10 protein-coding genes are annotated in these 19,082 nt (G+C 39.4%); 1 reads left to right on the top strand and 9 read right to left on the bottom strand.

The window, feature by feature from the left end; all coding sequences use genetic code 11:
- Position 1 precedes the first annotated feature (1 nt).
- A complete protein-coding gene (locus BM207_RS12760) occupies positions 2–3,814 on the bottom strand; it encodes a family 78 glycoside hydrolase catalytic domain (RefSeq protein WP_245768104.1) in 3,813 nt (1,270 codons plus the stop codon).
- A 235-nt stretch (positions 3,815–4,049) separates the two neighbouring features.
- Between BM207_RS12760 and BM207_RS12755 the strand changes: the two genes are divergently transcribed.
- Complete coding sequence (locus BM207_RS12755) at positions 4,050–4,838, top strand: IclR family transcriptional regulator (RefSeq protein WP_245768103.1); 789 nt, start codon at positions 4,050–4,052, stop codon at positions 4,836–4,838.
- Between the two features lie 6 nt (positions 4,839–4,844).
- Here the strand turns inward: BM207_RS12755 and BM207_RS12750 are convergent, their stop codons facing one another.
- The 8 genes from BM207_RS12750 to BM207_RS12715 form a co-directional block, all read right to left on the bottom strand.
- On the bottom strand, positions 4,845–6,968 hold the full coding sequence (locus BM207_RS12750) for an alpha-L-rhamnosidase-related protein (protein ID WP_245768102.1): 2,124 nt from the start codon (positions 6,966–6,968) through the stop codon (positions 4,845–4,847).
- 64 nt (positions 6,969–7,032) lie between these two features.
- Positions 7,033–8,619, bottom strand: coding sequence for a sodium:solute symporter family transporter (locus BM207_RS12745; protein ID WP_090994554.1), 1,587 nt, complete (start codon positions 8,617–8,619; stop codon positions 7,033–7,035).
- A 10-nt stretch (positions 8,620–8,629) separates the two neighbouring features.
- Positions 8,630–9,700 carry a Gfo/Idh/MocA family protein gene (locus BM207_RS12740; protein ID WP_090994552.1) on the bottom strand — a complete coding sequence of 357 codons (1,071 nt, stop codon included), beginning with the start codon at positions 9,698–9,700 and terminating at the stop codon, positions 8,630–8,632.
- 62 nt (positions 9,701–9,762) lie between these two features.
- Positions 9,763–12,288: an L-rhamnose mutarotase gene (locus BM207_RS12735; RefSeq protein WP_090994550.1), complete on the bottom strand. Its 2,526-nt coding sequence runs from the start codon at positions 12,286–12,288 to the stop codon at positions 9,763–9,765.
- 1 nt (position 12,289) lies between these two features.
- Complete coding sequence (locus BM207_RS19280) at positions 12,290–14,563, bottom strand: sugar phosphate isomerase/epimerase family protein (protein ID WP_245768101.1); 2,274 nt, start codon at positions 14,561–14,563, stop codon at positions 12,290–12,292.
- Complete coding sequence (locus tag BM207_RS12725) at positions 14,560–15,690, bottom strand: sialidase family protein (protein WP_090995032.1); 1,131 nt, start codon at positions 15,688–15,690, stop codon at positions 14,560–14,562. The genes BM207_RS19280 and BM207_RS12725 overlap by 4 nt, the downstream gene beginning before the upstream one ends.
- A gap of 4 nt (positions 15,691–15,694) precedes the next feature.
- On the bottom strand, positions 15,695–16,342 hold the full coding sequence (locus BM207_RS12720) for a DUF3826 domain-containing protein (protein ID WP_090994548.1): 648 nt from the start codon (positions 16,340–16,342) through the stop codon (positions 15,695–15,697).
- 19 nt (positions 16,343–16,361) lie between these two features.
- Positions 16,362–19,079 carry a glycoside hydrolase family 78 protein gene (locus BM207_RS12715; RefSeq protein WP_245768100.1) on the bottom strand — a complete coding sequence of 906 codons (2,718 nt, stop codon included), beginning with the start codon at positions 19,077–19,079 and terminating at the stop codon, positions 16,362–16,364.
- Positions 19,080–19,082: the final 3 nt, after the last annotated feature.

The raw sequence follows: 19,082 nt of genomic DNA, 5'->3' as shown, positions 1-19,082 counted from the left end.
TCTATTTTTTTCCTACAAAACTTATTTTACTTTTCCCCAGCTCTTTAGACGTTGCCACGGCTATTCCACGCTCATCGTTTTTATTCACCGCACAATAGAAATGATAGACTATTCCTTTGTGCTTTAATACGAAAGATTTATGTGCATATAGTTCGTCGTAAGGCTCCGATGATTCAATTAAATTCTCTCCGGTCCAATCTGTCCAGTTTACCAGATCATTTGAGGCAGCGAATCGATTGAAAGCACCTTTACGATCTTGCCAAAAAGCCCCAAAATAAAACATTACCCAAGTGTTATCAATCTTTTGAAGTACCGCATCTCCCGTAATTCCAACTGGGTGGTGAACTACCGGGTCGTTTAAAAATCTTTGCCAGTTTACCATGTCATCAGATACGGCCATTCCTATACGTTCATACCAACGGGTTTTCTTATTGTTTGGCAATGAATCGCCTACCGCATTATAGTACATTACAAAAGGATGTCCCGTGAGCCTCTCTTTATCGGCTATGATTGTGCTTTTAAACAACTTATTTCGATTTTCCCACCATCTCACATCCTTATCAGCAGAAGTTAATACCGGTTTGGGCAATCTTTTCCATTCTTGAACAATGGAGGGATGTTGGTCTACATAAGCCATTCCGATCGATAAAGGCTCAACTTCGTAACCCTTTTCTTTACCGCCAAAATAAGACATCCAGTATTTACCCTTAAACTTGGCCAGTTTATAATTACCTCCCCATTTGGGGTTTGTAAGTGCATTATAGCCTGCTTTTTGATTTTGATCCCATGCTGTTGTATCGGAAAAAGACATAATTCGGCCTAAATTATCCCAGTTTAATAAATCCTTGCTTTTTGCCAGCCAGGTTTCGTAGCCTCGCCCTCCAAAAATTAAATAGGTCATATACCAATACTTTCCTTTACGGAATATGTTGGGGCAGTCCATTTTATGTAAAGTATCCTTAGGAACCATCACCAGTCCATATTTATAAGGCGTTTTAACCTCCTGATAGATCTTATTCATCACATCTTGACCAACAGTATTGGATTTTTGCTGAGCTTTAACCTTAAATTTATACGTACCCGAACCAATAGCAATCCTCATTCTTCCGTTTTCAAAGCCTAAAACTTCAAAGCTCGAACTACCAAGATTTGACACCTCCTGATTTGCTGACGCCGGGAGATAAACCGTAGCCGTTGTGTTAGCTGGAATAGTTACACTAAACTCAAGGCCTGATGGTGTTTTTACCCAATGTGTGGCAATTGGCCCGTACGGACAATTGTAACTTGCTTTTGCCCAAGTTAAATCTCCCACTATTTCGGGATGGATGATAATTTCTTTGAAAGCCAAACTATTTTCTGCTTGCCTGATCCCGCCAACCCCGCTATAAAACCATTCCATTAAATGGCCCAGCATAAAATGATTGTTGGAAACTGTTGTTAATCCTGCCCAAGATTCGGTTAAAGCGGTTGCTCCTTTTGCAAGTTGCATTCCATATCCAGGCACATCAGACCGACTATTCATCTCAAAAATTACGTCGGAATGATTTTCTTTTTCTAATACTCTTAGCAGATATCGATAACCAATATCTCCTGCGGTTAATCCATTGTTCCTGCTCTTAATATCTTTAATTATATTTTCTACTACGGCACTTTTATCCTTTTGTTCTACTAGTTCCATATAAACAGCCATCGCATTGGCAGTCTGACTACCAGAGGCATATTGTTTAGTTTCTAGATTAAAAAACGTTTGGTTAAAAGATTTTCGAACTTGTTGTGCTAAAGATTGATAGGACTTTGCCTCTTCTTTCTTATCCAATATACTGGCAATCTGCTGCAAAATCATCAAATCATAATAATAAATTGCCGTTCCCGTAACGCCCATTGGGGTTAATTGAGAAACTCCTGGCGGATTGGGGCCCAGGTCATACCAGTCCCCCAGGCCTTGCAATAAAATATGATTTTTTGCCTTTGTGCCCAAATAAGCAATATACCGCTGCATCATGGGATAATAGTTTATTAACACCTGTTTATCGCCATACCACTGGTACAAATACCAAGGCATAATGATCCCACTACTCCCCCATTCTGGCGAGTCTCTGAACATGTCGCCACCCCATTCAAATTTAACATACTCAGGTGCAATTTCTGGAATTAAACCTTCAGCAGTTTGTGAATGCTTCATGTCTTCCAGCGCTTTTCTAAAGATTGGGGCAGCATCGTAGTTATAACGGACAGAATTCCCCATTAAATGAAGCTGCTCTAACCAGCCTAACTTTTCTCTTTGTGGGCAATCTGTAAACACACTCACCATATTACTTTTGATGGCCCAATCTATTAAATTAAAAGTTTTATTGAATAACTCGTTTGAATTAGAAAAATTACCTACATGTTTCGCTGCATTTCTTATGTGCAGGCCTTTTAATGACAAAATAATTGGCTTGGGAGTTAAGGCATTTGACTCTATTTTACTTTCAGGCAATGCTCCTTTAACCTGGAGATAACGAAACCCATAATAGGTAAATCGGGGTCTCCATGTTTCAATACCGTCTCCTTTTAAAATGTAGGTAAAATAAAATGGGCTACCAGCGGGACTCTGATTTACGGTTCCATCAGCCTTTAGCAGTTCGGCTGGCCTAATGCGTACCGTATCTCCTCTTTTTCCCTTTACTTTCAGTTCGATAATTCCAGAGGCGTTCTGACCTAAGTCATATACCCATTCATTATTTGCCACGGGCTGAATAGTACGTGCAACAAAATTTTCAAAAACTTTAACTGCTTCTTCTTTTTGAGCGTTGAGTTTAGGGCCGCTTACGCTTAAAGGCGTTTTCCAATCTTGCGAATTAAAGCCGATGCGATCCCAACCCTTTTGCTCCAAAGTTGCATCGTAATCTTCTCCCCCATAAATACTCGAGAAAATAATGGGAGATGGTGCCGTTTTCCAAGTTTCGTTACTATTTATAACGGCGGTGGTACCGTCACTATATTCAATATTAAGCTTACAGATCATTTTGGGGTAGCCATAGGCGACCTTCAATTTTCGATACCTATTTTTTACGGGTGGAACATAATAAAAGCCATTCCCAAGCATAACACCTAAAGCGTTATCTCCTTTTATGAGCTGCTTGGTTACATCAAATGTGAGGTACAAGGCCTGCTTATCGTATTTTGTCCACCCTGCATCTAAAAAATGATCACCGATTTTTTGGCCATTTAGGCTTGCTTCAAAGTGCCCCAAACCAGCGATGAACAAAGTTGCGCTCTTTATCGTCTTAGTTACTTTAAATTCCTTCCTAAAAAGAGGTAAAACATTGCTTCCAGTATATTTATCCTTTTTACCATCTGTTGGCAAAACATTTACATTAGAATCTGCTAATTTTTCATAGGCAATCCAATCTGCACCTTTCCAGTCCTCAGGTGTTAGGAGCCCCATTTGCCATTTTGAAGCAGTACTCCAGGCTGCATTATTTTTATTGTCCCAAACTTTAACTTTCCAGAAATAGGTTTTTCCTGAACTTAATCTCTTACCCTGAAATTTAACTTGAATAGACTGATCGGTACTTACCTTTTTGGAGTTCCATATGGTTCCTAGATTTTTATTAAGATCGCTCAAACTCTCGGCCACTAAAACTTGATAAGCAATTTGTACTACATTATTTTGGGTCGACTGCAGCTTCCAACTCAAGGCTGGGTTTTGGACTTCCAAGCCCGTTGGATTTACCTGATATTGACAGGTTAAGTCGACCACCTTTAACTCTTGAGCATAAACAGACCTAGTTAAAAAGCACAGCAAAGAAAAAACAATCAATTTATTCATTAAGAAATTAAATTTGCGTAATTTATGCTAGTATTTCTATTGGTGAAATTTGTTAACAAAATTTGGTTTATAAATGGTTAAACAGCGCCTACTACATATTCAAATATAAATGTTTTTTTTAAATATGAACATACATTTAGCTAAAAAATTAGTATTTTGCTCAAATAAAAGTACAATTGCCCAATAGATGTTAAAAAGCATTTTGTATGTTTGAATTTATTAAACGCTTTCCCAAATGAGCACGATGAACGAAAAAGAATCAAAATATCAGGCACCAGCATTGGACAAAGGACTTGATGTATTGGAATACCTTTCAGCGCAATCAATTCCACTCTCACAATCTGATATTGCTACTGGAATTGGCAGAACGCCAAACGAAATATATAGAATGCTAATGAGCTTAGAAAGTCGTGGCTACATTCTAAGGGATGAAGTTTCGGGAAAGTATAGGTTATCGTTAAAATTATTCCATCTTTCTCATCGTCACTCGCCGGTCGACGAACTCCGTAAAGCGGCGCAATTTCCCTTAGAAGAGTTAGCTAATAATGTTCGCCAATCTTGCCATTTGAGCATTTTATACATGAACCAGGTGATGGTAATTATACATGCAAAAAGTCCAGGTCCCATTGCCCTTTCCATTGAAGAAGGAAATCTTTTTCCTTTACCCCTTACTGCTTCAGGCAAAGTTATCTTAGCCTATTTACCAGAAAAAGAAAAGATTAATACGTTAAGAAACAACGACATCTTTAAAAAATATCCTAAGGAAAAACGTAATGAGTTTTTAATCTCCCTCGAAAACATTAAAGACACGGGAGCATATTTTAAGCCTAGTGACCTTGCCGAAGGTGTTTCAGATATATCGGTTCCAATTGGAAAGCAAAATAAAGATGGAATCATTGCGTGTTTAACTATTTCTATGTTAAGTACGCTAGATAGCAGTAAAAATATTAAGACAGACGAAATTCTAGCTGCGGCTTACAAGTGCGTGAAGAAAATCGAAGACCGGATCGGCATTAATCTATAAGTTTAATTATTTCACAGCAGCGTATTTTACAGAATAATCTACTCCTTTTTTAACCACAATTTCGTATAATCCTTTTGAAATTTCTGTAACCGTTGCATTTTTAACCACAGGTTTCGAGCTGCTTTTAAATCTCAACTTACCTTCGCCAACCGCAGCGCTTATTTTAATTTCTTTGTTACTACAGTACACTTCAATATCTCCTTCTGGAGTAGGTACTTTGCCTTCCATCCATGATAGACCACCTAAGCTCGGTTCAATTATATAAGTTTGATAACCAGCCGTTAATGGTTTCACACCTAAATAGTATTTTCCTAATAAATAAATCGGACTAGCTCCCCAAGCGTGGCATAGACTTTTTCCAAATGGGCGGCCATACATTGCTAAATGCGCGGTATCCTTTTTAGCAGGATTGTATTCTTCCCAAAAGGAAGTAGCGCCTAAATTTAACATACCACCCCAATAACTTTTCATTTCCTTTAACACATAAGCCTGCTCTCCCATTGCACATAGCGCTTCGAGCTCATAAAAACGCATGTAGGGCGTGGTTATCTTATTTATATTATCATTGAGCAGAACATGCTGTTTAACCGCTAGTTTTTGCGCTGGTGTAAAGTAATCGAAAAATATGCCGAACATATTTGCATATCGGGTTACATTATCGGTTTGTCGGCCATCGATGCGACTGTGAACGAGTGCCTGTTTATCGTTATTCCAGTACAGATCAAATATTTTGGTACGTAATGTTGCTGCGTGTTTAGTATAAGCTGCTGCCCCTGCTACATCTCCCGCTAGGTTTGCACACAATGCCATGGTCTCTAAGCTTCTGCAGTATAGCAATTGTTCAAAACTCACCTCGCCTTCTTTACTTAATTTGTCGGCCCAATCAATAAAAATCCAATCTCCTGGCATCCATTCTAACAGACCATTTTTATTCTGCCTGCCATTGATATATTTCATCAGGCTTTTCATTCGTGGATAAATCTCGCTTACAAACTTTTCGTCTCCGGTAAACTTATAATAGTCATATATCCCCAAAAACCAGTAGAACGAATAATCCATAATGGTATTGATGTGAGCTGTTACCGGATCTTTTCCACGCTGCGCCCATAAAGTTCGTTTAACTGTTGGGGCATCAAAAAATGAATAGTAATTCATTAAATAACTTTGGTAAGCATCTCCACTCCATACCCATCGGTCGCGTTTAATCCCATCAATAAAAAACTCTCTTGTATTGAGTTGGAAAGTATATTTAGCTACGTCATAAATTTTGTTTAACTCAACGTCAGAGCTTTTAAATGAACCTTTTTCTGCCACAGGAGCATATTCATACAACATCGATATGGAATCAAGTGATACACTACCTTCATGCTGACAATTCACATACCTAAAAGCTTTAGAAAGTCCTATCACCGAGTCCTTTTTCATTGATAGATCTATCTCCAATGCATCTAATGTTTCGCATTTATCAGTTGATAAGGCTTCTTCTTTTGATTCGCCGTAGTAGATCATCAATTTGCCCTTTCCCCTTAACCCATGCAGTTTCACAAAGCCAAAGGTTTCTTTTCCGAAGTCGGACACAAAACCAGCGCCATTCTTTTCTGTTTTGACCGCTGCCATGGGGGTAACGGGTAATTTGAACTTAGATGGAGGAGTTAATGGGTCTGTTAGGTTCCACGTTCCTGCATTTACGAAAGTCGTTCCGGATTTATCTGATGTTTTTCCACTAGCGTCGATCCACTCTTTGTCTTCGAATGTAGTTAACCAAGTATTGTCTGACACCACCGTTTTCCCTTGTACAAAAATAGCTGGTACATTCGCTTGTCCGTAAACTTTAAGGCTAAGTTTATGTTTCCCCGCCGGGATCGTTATGGTTTTAGGAAAACCGAATAAAGCTTGTCCATCGATTTTAACATTATACGCTCCTTCCACATATAGCTTTACCTTTTCTGCGGCAGCTAAATTAAATTCCTTATGAAAATCTACGAGTACATAGTGACTATCCATCTTCCAAAATGGGGGAAAAAATGAGCCACGTTCTGTTCTACGATTCTGCATTACATTGCTCATGTAAATATCAAAATCGCCAGGATACCATATCCAAGAAGCTTTTTGAGCATTGACTTCTTGCATGCCAAAGCAAAACAACAATAAGATTAGGCAAAATTTGGGAGTGTTTAAACGCATATACTTCATATTAGTGTCCGTTAAAGAAAATATATAGGGCAATCATGATGATTGTGAGTGTAGTCCATAGGAGTTTTACCTTTAGATCTGGCTTTGCTGAAGAATCTATTTTTAGTAAAGTTTGATGATCTTTTTGTCCGTCCTTATCCGCTACCGTGATTATAAACGCTAAAGCTGACAATACAACAAATAGATAAAATGATAGCAGTAAAAAGTGCGGCCAGTTATAAAGGCTGTTTGGAAAGACCCAAAGATATAAAACGCCAGTTCCCAAACTCATAACAGTACCAATTATCAGTACAAAATTAGCAGCTCTCGTTGTTGTTTTGTTCCATAAAACACCAAATAGAAACACGACAGCCATAGGTGGAGCAATAAAACCTAGCACAGACTGAAATACATCAAATAAATTTAGTCCTTTGATATTATCTATTCCCAACGTTATCACGATGGAGATTAGAGAACCAATTAGTACGGCCAATCTGCCTATTTTTTTAATCTTAGTTTGTGAAGCAGCTGGCTGATATTTTTTTACATAGATATCCATCGTAAAAACAGTGCTCAAAGAATTTAGAGCGGAGCCGATTGTACTAATTAATGCAGCAATCAATACAACGATAATCAATCCTCGCAACCCCACAGGGAATAATTGCGTAACCATTGTAAGATAAGCCTCGTCCGGGTTTTTTAGCTGCGGATATAATACGAAACAAACTATGCCAGGTAGTATAAAAAGTGGAACATCCAGAATCTTTAACCAACCGATAAAATTTGCTCCCAACTGACCTTCTTTTAAATTTTTAGCTCCCAAAACAGATTGTACCATGGACTGATCGGTACACCAAAACCAAACGCCCATTATCGGATATCCTAATAAGATTGCGATCCAAGGATAATTTTTATCATTTGCGGGAAGCAATAAATTCCAATAAGAACCCGGCGTATTTTCATATATCGCAACCAAGCCACCAGCTTTATTGATGCCTAATACTACAAGTAAGGCCGACACTGCTATGAGTAACAGCATTTGAAAAACATTGGTGTAGGCTATGGCTTTTAACCCCCCAGCGGCGGCGAAAAAAGCCGACAACAACACCATTAAAATAACTGATAGATACATCGGCATCGCCAACAGCTGCTTGATTAAAATACCGCCGGCAAAAAGCGTGAGCGATAACCACGAAATTAAAATGGTAATTAAAGTATACCAAGCTAAAATGTTTCTAGTGGAATCACCGAACCGTTTTCCCATAAACTCAGGCAGGGTTAATACTTTAGCGCCTAAATAGCGGGGTGAAAACACCATTGCCAATAAGAGTATGAAAATAAATGCATACCAGGCAAAATTGCCAGCAACAATACCGCTCGTAAAGCCCACACTTGCTGATGCGATGAGCATGGATGGGCCGACATTTGTACCCCACATATTTAAGCCGATGCTTGCCCAACCTAAAGTGTTATTAGCTAAGAAGATATTTTCGTTAGTTGCCTTATTTTTTACAAAGGAAATGTAGTAACCAAAAGCGATGAGTATCATTAAATACGCTGTAATAACAGCATAATCAACCGGTTCTAAAAATGCACTGATTTGACTCATATCTGGTTAATTAGCAAGGTATGTTGTATGCTTCTAAAATGTCATCTATTTTAACTGGCACTCCTGTTTCTAATGACTTGTCCATTGCTTGTAAAAGTACCACCGTACCAATTCCTTCTTTTAGATCGGGAAGGGCTATGGTATCATGCTCAATGCTCTCGGCGAAATATTCAAGATAGTTCTGGTATTCTCCGGCATGGTGACTTTGCCCTTCAAACCTGAAATAATGTTTTAAAGTTGCATCGCCCCAAGTAATTATTTTCTGTTCTCCGGTTTTTGTGGTAATCGAATACCTAAGCTCATGGTAATCGGCCTGACTGGCACCTTCAGTTCCCCTTAAAATTGTACTCATACCGCTATCGCGATAAGCTGGTTGTGTTGGTCCGGTATAAGCACCACTTACCCGTGCAATTCTACCATCTTTGGCTTTAAAAATAAAGTGCATAGTATCATGGTTTTTTAAGCCCTCTTTTATGCCGTTGCTGCTCAGCATCCCATACCCCATTACTTCTTCAATTTCCGGCAAATACCATCTTATAAAATCTACCGGGTGGCTTAATCCCCCATAAAGCCATTTGAATGACTGTTTTAACGACCAATCTTTGCTCAAGAACCAACGATGATCGGCATGATATTGTGCTTCTATGGTAATCAATTCGCCAATCTCTCCTGCTGCAAAATCTTTACGCTGGCGCATGGCTGGTTCAAAAAATCGGGAACTCTGACCTATGAAGACCTTTTTGTTAACCGCTTTACCCAAGGCCAATAATTCACTTGCTTTGGTAAGATCATCAATAAATGGTTTTGTACAAATCACATGTTTATCATGTAACAGTGCTTGTTTAACATTTTCTGCATGCAAGTGATCCGGAGTATAAATCGCAATTACCTCAATGGATTTATCATCCAGCATTTGCTGATAATTAGTTGTATAATTTGGGAAATCGAATTCTTTGGCCCGTTGCTCGCACAGTTCCAAATTGGTGTCACAAATATGAGCTAGTTCATATTTATCGCTCGCTAATGCTGCAGCAATGGTACTTCTACCTTCTCCTAAACCTAAAATCCCTAGTCTTAACATATTACTAATTTTTAATTCCGACTTCGTAAGTCGGGTAGTTTGAGGTCGACTTACGAAGTCGGCTATTTTTCAAAAAATACCCAAACTTCGCCGGGCTTAGTTCCTTCAATTCCTTCTTGATACTTCTTCATTAAGACATTCCATTCGTCAACCCTTGGATTGTTCTCAGTCGTTTTAGGATTAAGTTCATCTAGTGCTTTCCCTTTGGGAATGCTAATAACCAGCATTAATTGCGGGCCATCCTTATAAATAACTAACTGTTGAAAATCTGCATTGCAAAATCCTTTGGACAACTCAGGCCAGTGCTCAAACTGCGTACGATGATGCTCTAGATATTCGTTTTGGAGCATTGGATCACCAACCAAGTTCGCAGACAATATAACATGATCCCATTCTTTGGCAAGGGGTAAGTCACAGTTCTTCTTTCGATTGAAATCGTAGATGATGTCATGGTAAAGCTTAACTTTGGCCTCAGTAAAGCGATTGGCAATTGCTTTTTGCAAGGCGGCAGGTTGTGGATGAAAAGCATAAACTACCAAGCGGTTTTTCCATGCGTAAATGGAATTTGCCGGAATTTGGTTCTCCGTGCAAAAAGTCTTCAACTTAGCCAGGTTAGCTGGTCCAGCTGTTTTAAAGACTAGTTCAATAATTACTGATTTTTGAAGCAGCACATCTTCCTTAATCTTCCTTGATTTTAAACCAGGAGCTTTATCTTTTAAAAGGTAATGGTATTTGGGTTCCAGTCCCGCATTAAGTTTAATGCTATCAGCGACCAAATTGCCATTATTTACCCACTTATTCCCCGGGCCGTTTGCATTTTGCAAGAATTTACCAGAAGGTGTCCAATTGTCTTCCACTGTGAAATAGGAAGACCCTTCATCCGTATAAAGGTAGAACCAATGATCGGGCAAATGTGCGTAAGGAGCCTCATAAATACTATCAATATAATTCTTTGTAATAAAAGAATTAGGTTGAGCTGAAAGCGTATAAATACCAGCCACATCATACATATGTTTACCAAAATGATGAATCTTGTTGCTACTGATGACATTATTTTTCATTGCGTTACTCGACTTTGTCCAGCCCCATCCCATGCTTATACCACTATAGGAAACCTCGTTAATTTCATTATGCAAAATTTTTATTCCGTTTACATAACCTGCACCTATACCTACAGTACCCCAATCTTCGTTGGTTACGTTAGTGATAAGATTATTCTCTATGATTTCGTTGCTAGCTAGTTCTCTTATGTCTGAAGGATTATAAGGGATATGTACTTCTGTTGCTTCATCAGAAAACTGTCCGATTAAAAGGGCCGACCCACCAATATCTTTAAATAAATTTCCTTTAATGACATTGTTATGCGTACCTTTTTTATAATCTAAACCTGTGGCAGCCAGGTGTTCAAATCGGCAAGAATCAAACTGAGTAAAATTTGCGTAACTTACCTCTACCGCAGCCGGAGGTCGCCCTACCCAAGCTTGGTTTTCTAAAGTTTTTTTATCGCTTGTGCCAGGAATCTTCAATTTGTAGGCGTCGAGCATATACATTCCCGCTTGATGCGGTACATGACCTTTATGGGATGGCCTAAGCCAAGATGAATGCTGAAAGGAAATGCCTTTAAACGATATATAGCCTATTGGGCGGTCTATGGTCCCCTCTACCCTGACTAATGTTTCTAAAACTGGAACGGTAACATTTGCTGTTAACATGTTTTCCGCACTTTTTGGCCAGTAATAGATTTTGTGATTTTTCAAATCTTCGAACCATTCACCGGGTTCATCCAAGAATTGTACAGAATTGCTGAGGAAATATGCGGAGTTGCCAGTTTCTTTTGAGAGCCATGGAGCTGGCCAGGGATGTTCGGACTGGATCCTGCTTTCGGGCTGCAAAAATTCCAGCGTTACGCTATTGCCTTGTACCGTTGCCGACTTAACTCTTAAATTTGCAATTGCCCACCATTGATGAATAGTCATTTCTACGCCTTCAAAGTTCGAGAAATTAATGCCTTTTGTGTAGGGAATCTGACAAGTTTGGTTTTTAAAATCCCAACCTAAAATCCTGTTCATCGAATCTCCATTTCTATCTCTTGCACGAGTTGCTTTATTGTCATTCACCCATAATTGGCGAAATTGTAAGGTATTTGCACCCATTGTAGGCGCATCGGCTACCCAAATTTGGCCTTGAGTATTTTTTGGAAGTCCGGCTATCGGCGTATTTAATTTTTTCCAATTGCCAACGTTTATACCGCCACTCAGTACTACCGTTTCATTAGGGGCTGAAGTTATTAAAGTAGGGCTCTTTGGAGTTCCAGCATCTTCTGGATGAAAGACAATAGGTTCCGTTAATTCATAAACCCCAGCTTGCATGATAATTCTTATTCCTTCTTTGATACTTGCATCATTCAATCTTCTTAGTTCTCTGGCTTTTCGCAGCGCAGCATGCAACGTAGCTAGGGGATTTTCTTTCGTGCCGGTATTCAAATCACTTCCTATTAATGAAACATAAATATCCGCAGCACTAACAGGGATAACCGTTAGCATAACGTTAAAAAATACAAGCAAATAAAAAAAAGATTTTCTACTCATTTTAATTGGTTTGGAATATTTTTTTAAGGTAAGCCGTATTAGTGCTAAAATTACGTTTCACGTCTTTAGTATTATTGGCATCCCTCGATCTTTCGACTACCAGCCAACCGCTCCAGCCCATCTCGTCTAATGTTTGCTTCACCTTAAGCATACCTATTTTCGGATCATCTTGTAACCAAACCCCATCATCATTGGTAGCGTGAATTTGGATAATATTGTCTTTCCCTAATATGCTAAGCTCTTTATGTAAATCTCTTCCATTTTTTAGTGCATTTGAGAAATTGAAATAACTTTTAATAGACTTGGAACCCACTTCTTTAAGCAGCTGAAGCTCACCTGTGGCATCCAAGGCTGTTTCAATTCCGATCACAACTCCTGCTTTTTCGGCCATTTTACCCACTATCTTCAGCCGTTCGATTATCGGCGTTCTCAGTTCGGGGTTTTTGACTAAATCTCCTTGAACGCCCAATGGCAGAAACCCTACCTTAACATTCATTAACTGCATCGTATTGATGCAATCTTGCACCATTTTTTTATAGGTCGGACGTTTAGCAAAAGATTGCGCATAAAAGCCAGTCATAGCGAGCGAACTGATTTCCAGGCTTAATTCTTTTGCTTTAGTTAAAAATTGTACCCTGATCGTTTCATCCGCTAACTGATTATCAAATGTTTCTCGGTCACCTAAGCCCCCCATATCTAATTCTAATCCGTCGGCACCTATTTCTTTAGTAAGTTGAAAAGCGCTTAATTTCTGCCGTTTCAAAATCATTAGATCGACAACGGCAACTTTATAACGACTTTCTTTCTGAACATTGGTACTTACTTGCTTATTCCATAATTTCTCCAACTGCTCAAATCCCATGATGGCATTTTTCGGTAAAAGCTCCCCTTTGTCACCAAATACATACATGGCTTTTTCGGGCTCAACAGTGCAATTTCCCTCATCGTATTTCCCTGCTTTATCTTTTACCGATGTGGCGTTTAATTTAAAGTGTTTAACTAAAAAATCATATAACGCAATTCGCTTATTCATCCCAAAGTCGTGTCTCTCGGTAGGCAAATGAACATTTTCCACATGCGCCGAAACGCCATAATAGCCATAGATTTTTTGCAGATAAGGAAAATCATGCTGAGGTGTCTCTGCTGTCCAGTCGCCCCCATCTGATACAATTAACATGGGCTTAGGGGCGGCCATTGCTGCAAGTTCTACGTTATTCGTTCCACCGCCACAAAAATGGATCGGCATTCCGCTTTCGCATGGACAACCTCCATAAAAATAGGATGACATCGCTACTACCGGAGCGCTCAATTTGATCCGATCATCTAGAGCCGTCATTAAAATCGAGTGGCTTCCGGCGCCAGAGCCTCCACTAATTCCAATTCTTGCGGTATCTACCTCTTTCAAGGAGGTGAAATAATCTAATATGCTTATTCCTCCAAGTGTTTGTACAGTTTGTGAGAGGCTTCTTCTATGATCTTCATATTTGAATTGAAGCATTGATTCTCCCCATGCGAAAAGATCGTAGCTAAAGGCCATGGCGCCCATTTTAGCAATCATGGCGCAACGAATCTGACAATCTGCACGGTAACGTTGTTTTTCCCAATGACCATCTGGACTTAAAACCAAGGGGATTTTGCCCTTGAATTTCAGTGGCTTGTAAAGCGAACCATTTACATATAAACCAGGTAAAATCTCGATAGCTATGTTCTCTACCGTATAACCATCCATTATTCGCTTCTGGGTAATGATTGGTTTTGAAATTTGTTTAACAGGTAGCGGAGCTAATTGTAGAGCTTCGTAAAGTGCAGGTTTAAGTAACATTTTCCGCACTTCCCAACTTGTTTTATCGTGATACTTTGTGGCTAATTGATCTAAAAATGCCCAGCCATCTTCTACATCCCACCGATAATATTCATATTCTTTTAATTTATAGACCTTATCTTTTTCCTTGTTCACTTTCATGTCCAAGGGCATCAACACATTCATTAATGTTTCATCAACATCTATCCTAAAACGCCAGTTAGCATATTTAACCCATTTATCGCTAACCTGGGGCTCACTATATTTAATCTGCACACCAAACCGGGCTTCTATTTCTTTAAGCACTTCAACTAGAGGCTGCTTATACTGATTATCGCTATTTTGTTGGGCAAAAAGTTGAAAACTGATCAAGCAAGAAACCAGGCAACATACCCAGGCCTTATAGCTAACTTTAGCTTGCTTTAAGATTGCTTTGCTTCGTGCCTCGCAACTCCTCGCAATGACGTTTCTCATGGTTCTTCGTTTTTCGTTTCTGTTAATATCGGAGCCTCATATCCTTTCTTACCTGGCCAAACGCCATTTTTGATCTTTTTCAATTTAAGTTTCGAAGGATCAACAACTACATGTTTAATTTTTTCTCTTCTCCAGGTATAAATAAAATGGAGCATACCATCTGCTGTTTGCATCACGGCCGGATAGGAATATTGGCTGATTGGCGAGTCCTCTAAAATTAGCGCTGCGAACCATTTTTTACCATCTTTTGAAATGGAAACGTTGAGTGGGGTTCTAGGTCCTTTTGCTAATTCTCCCGGAGGCAGAACGTGGTTATATACCAGCACGTGTTTCCCATTTTTCATGGTCAGGGCATCCGTACCGGAATTATTATTTGGTAAGCTCGTTTTAGCTAAGGGCGACCACGTTTCTCCGTTATCTGTAGACCATGATTCGGCAATGGCTCTACTTTGGGATCTAGCCAGAATTTGTAGCTTACCGTTACCGTGTTGTAAAATGCTGGGTTGAATTGCGTTTATTCCATTTCCCGCTATCGGACCAATAGTTCTCCAAGTTTTACCATTGTCATTTGTTACTTCAAAATGAATTTTCCAGCCGTTGCCTTCCTTGCTCGAAGCTGCAAATAAATTACCATTACTTAACAGAGTAGGCTTGTTTTTTACCGGACCTATGTACCCATCTGGCATTTTTAATGCTTCAGACCAAGTTTTACCTCCATCTTTGGAAGTTTTCATCATCCCCCACCACTCTGAGGGTTTTGGGCCAATTTTGTAAAAAAGGAGAAGTTCTCCTTGCGGAACCTGATATAAAACCGGATTCCATGTAGGAAGCCTCGTTCCATCCTTCTGCACACCATCTGCCGCAGAAACTGGCGCTAACCATTTTCCATCTACCCATCTACTGATATAGATTTCTACGTCGGGATTACGTTCTTTTGTACCGCCAAAGTAGGCTGCAACCAAACCAGTCGGTGTTTCAACCAACGTTGCAGAATGGCAGGAAGGGAACGGAGCTTTCTCATAGAGGAACTCTTCTTTAACAATTCCTGATTGCCATTTGGCAAGCTGGGCATTCACGTTCAAACTAAATACCGCACCACAGATTAAAATTATTGCTATTCTCTTCATTTGATTATTGTTTCGCTTTCGCAGCCTTTTCATCTTTTATTTTTTTAGTGTAAGCACTATATAGTGCTCTCCAATTACGGCCATTACTGTTTAAAAACTGTTCAGATTTAGTTTTATAAATCTCAAAGATTGCGGAGATCTGCTTCATATTCTTATAATCCACTGCCTGTTCTCTAGCCTGCTTTAAAAAAGTCAATATCTTCGCTTCTTCATCGACAGTTAAATCGGGCACAATTGATTTATATCCATTCATTGTGAAGGCTACTTTACCGATGGTGTACCTATCCAAAACAGCTTCCACCTGTTCTGTTGTTAGATCCTTTTTTAACCCATCCATTAGCGCCTGATGAACGCTTGAAGGCATGGCTGAATCGGCAATGATAGAACGATCTAGTTCGCTCAATTTATTACCCGTAACCGGGTTTATTCCTTCCGGAACCATTGAAGCCGGATGTTCATTATGCCAAGTGCGAACAGTTAACAGATGCGTAATGATTACATTTTGTATGCGCATATCTTTTTGAGCATCATTAAGCGCTAATGAAGCTACCCATTCTGCAGCCTTCTTTACAACTTCGGCATCAGCAGTGTTCTGCGCTTGTGCGGTGATGTTGATGCAGGCAATAATGATGACTATAAATAATTTTTTCATACTATAATTTTTTAACCTCTTACTTTACCATGAACGAATAACTTCCCGATCCCAATTCATAGATAACCCGGCCATTTTCTGTTTTCACAAACTTTAAATCCTTTATATCCCCTAGTTTTTCAATCACTTTATCTTCTCCGCTGGCGGGAACATATACGAATGCGGTTGCATTTGCTGGTATCGTTAAATTCCATGTAAATTGTTTATCCACCTTACTATAACTACTTTTTATCAGCCCGTAGGGCGACCTATAACTTGCACTTACTGAACTCAATCCATCGATTACCTCCGGTTTCATGATGATCTTTTTAAAGGCCGGGCTTTCGGCTTTTATGCCAGCCAAGTTTTCATAATACCAGATAAGCAAATCGCCCAGCATCATCACATGATTTTGAGAATTCATCTTTGGGTGGGCGGTATTACCATTCCATAACTCCCAGATGGTTGTGGCTCCGTTATCAATCATATAGCCCCAGCTTGGATAGGTTTTTTTGGTGGCAATGGTATAAGCTAAATCCGATCTGCCATAATCATTTAAACATCGCATCAGCCATTGAACACCCACTAATCCATTACTTAAATGCCCGCTATTTTTAACTTCAATTATATATTCGATATTTTTAAAAACCTTCTCCACCTCATTAGGCTCAACCATTCCGAAATAAAGTGGAATGATGTTATCTGTTAATGAGTTTGTACCATAATTACCTTTATAATCATAAAATTTCTGATTAAAGGACCGTTTAACGTTCGCCCCTAATGCTTCGAATTCATTAAAATCTTCATGCTGTCCTATTATCTTGCTAAACTTCATCATCAATTGCATAAAATGATAATAGTATGCCGTAGATATCAATGCGGATGGATATTTTTTATCTGCGCTTTTGCCCCTTCCAGCTTCAATTGTTATAGGTGGCATACACCAGTCGCCATAGCTATCTTTGGTTAAAATGTAATCATTCATGTAGCGATCTCGCATGTAACTTAGCCATTTCTTCATCGCTGGATAATTATCTCGTACAGCGGTAACATCTCCTGTTTGCTGGTAAACCATATCCGCAACCAGTAGAAGTGTTCCAGGCCAACTCATATTATCGCTATAATAACGCCAAAATGCAGGGGCTACATCTGGTATTGCGCCATCTTCCTTTTGAGAGTTTCTAATATCCTGAAGCCATTTTGTATAAAACCTGCCGTTATCAAATACAAAACTCTCGCCTACAGTAACTGCGCCTCTATCTCCCAACCAGGGCTGTCGCTCGTTACGTTGCGGACAGTCGAGCGGAATCCCCTTATAATTACCTGCAATACCCCACCAGGCATTTTTAAAAATCTGGTTCGTTAGCGCATCTGATGTTTCAAAAGTGCCAATCGTTTTAATATCATCATAAATCATTTTACCGATAAAATCATTAACTGATGGTTTATAGGTGTAACCGCTAATTTCCACATATCGAAACCCACGATAAACAAAAGTCGGCTCCCATGTTTCGGGTACATTCCCTTTTAAGATATATAAATCACTACATTTTGCATCCCGCAGGTTTGCGGTAAAAAGCTCACCATTTGGCTGAAGAGATTCTGCAAAGCGAAGTTTAATTTTCTGCCCTTTAATTCCTTTTACTTTTAGTTGCAGCCATCCAACCATGTTCTGCCCCATATCTAAAATATACCGATCTCCTGAAATTTTGGTAATTGAAATAGGTTTAAGTGTATTCATCACTTTCATGTTCTCATTCATCTGTGCTTCATAAGTACCGGTTGGTTCTTGAACAAACTCTGCCTTTAGCCATTTAGCATCATTGAAACCCGTTTTATTCCACCCCTGCATTTCTTTATTAGCATCATATTCTTCACCGTCGTATTCATTGTTAGCCCTGATCGGTCCATCTGCAGTACCTTTCCAACTCTCATCGGTATCGATATTAGCCGTGGTGCCATCAGTATAAACAATATTGATATTGAGTAACATTTTAGGAAAACCGAACGACTTAACCTTGTAAGGTTTATTATGTTGCCGCATGGCAAAGAAGCGGCCATTTCCTAGCATGGCACCTACTGCATTTTTACCATTTTGCAAGTATGAGGTAACATCGTAGGTATTGTATTTTACATTCTGCGTATAATCTGTTGGCGTTGGTGCCAGCACATCATTCCCCACCTTTTTGCCATTGATGAAGAGTTCGTATAGGCCCAAACCAATAATCGAGGCGGTAGCATGCTTTATCTCTTTGGTACTTTGAAATTCCTTTCTAAAGTATCTGGCAGACAAACGTGAATCTGTTTTAACATTGTCCCATGGGAAAGCGCGGTCAAAACCAATCCACCCCTTAGGCCAATCTTTATAATACAGGAGTCCCATCGCAAAAGAATTGTTTGCCGACCATGAGCTCTCCCCTACAGTTGTCCAGTTTTTTACTTTCCAAAAGCAACGCATACGGCTTTTCAAGGCTTTGCCGTTATACCGAATGTGAATAGATTCTTGTGAATTGGTTTTACCTGAATCCCATAGATCTCCTTCATTGGCATTCAGCTTTTCGACAGTAGAAGCCACAATAACCTGATAGGCCGTTTGCATCACATTTCGCTCGTTGGAAACAATCTGCCAGGCGAACCGCGGTTTTACGGCATCAATTCCCATAGGATTAGTTAACATCTCACAGGTTGTATTTTGCAACGTGACTTGTGCAAATAACTGTTGAGTTAACAAAAGCAGGGTGATGAGTAATTGTTTCATTAA

Origin of the sequence: Pedobacter insulae (genome assembly GCF_900113525.1) — a bacterium.
Classification (GTDB): domain Bacteria; phylum Bacteroidota; class Bacteroidia; order Sphingobacteriales; family Sphingobacteriaceae; genus Pedobacter; species Pedobacter insulae.
Note: the sequence above shows the minus strand (reverse complement) of the source record. Positions and strands in the feature narration are given on the sequence as shown.

Bases quoted from the DNA above. Each gene is read 5' to 3' on its own strand.
- BM207_RS19280 (WP_245768101.1), bottom strand. From the start codon at position 14,563: ATGAGAAACGTCATTGCGAGGAGTTGCGAGGCACGAAGCAAAGCAATC.
- BM207_RS12735 (WP_090994550.1), bottom strand. From the start codon at position 12,288: ATGAGTAGAAAATCTTTTTTTTATTTGCTTGTATTTTTTAACGTTATG.
- BM207_RS12745 (WP_090994554.1), bottom strand. From the start codon at position 8,619: ATGAGTCAAATCAGTGCATTTTTAGAACCGGTTGATTATGCTGTTATT.
- BM207_RS12725 (WP_090995032.1), bottom strand. From the start codon at position 15,690: ATGAAGAGAATAGCAATAATTTTAATCTGTGGTGCGGTATTTAGTTTG.
- BM207_RS12720 (WP_090994548.1), bottom strand. From the start codon at position 16,342: ATGAAAAAATTATTTATAGTCATCATTATTGCCTGCATCAACATCACC.
- BM207_RS12750 (WP_245768102.1), bottom strand. From the start codon at position 6,968: ATGCAAGAAGTCAATGCTCAAAAAGCTTCTTGGATATGGTATCCTGGC.
- BM207_RS12755 (WP_245768103.1), top strand. From the start codon at position 4,050: ATGAGCACGATGAACGAAAAAGAATCAAAATATCAGGCACCAGCATTG.
- BM207_RS12740 (WP_090994552.1), bottom strand. From the start codon at position 9,700: ATGTTAAGACTAGGGATTTTAGGTTTAGGAGAAGGTAGAAGTACCATT.
- BM207_RS12760 (WP_245768104.1), bottom strand. From the start codon at position 3,814: ATGAATAAATTGATTGTTTTTTCTTTGCTGTGCTTTTTAACTAGGTCT.
- BM207_RS12715 (WP_245768100.1), bottom strand. From the start codon at position 19,079: ATGAAACAATTACTCATCACCCTGCTTTTGTTAACTCAACAGTTATTT.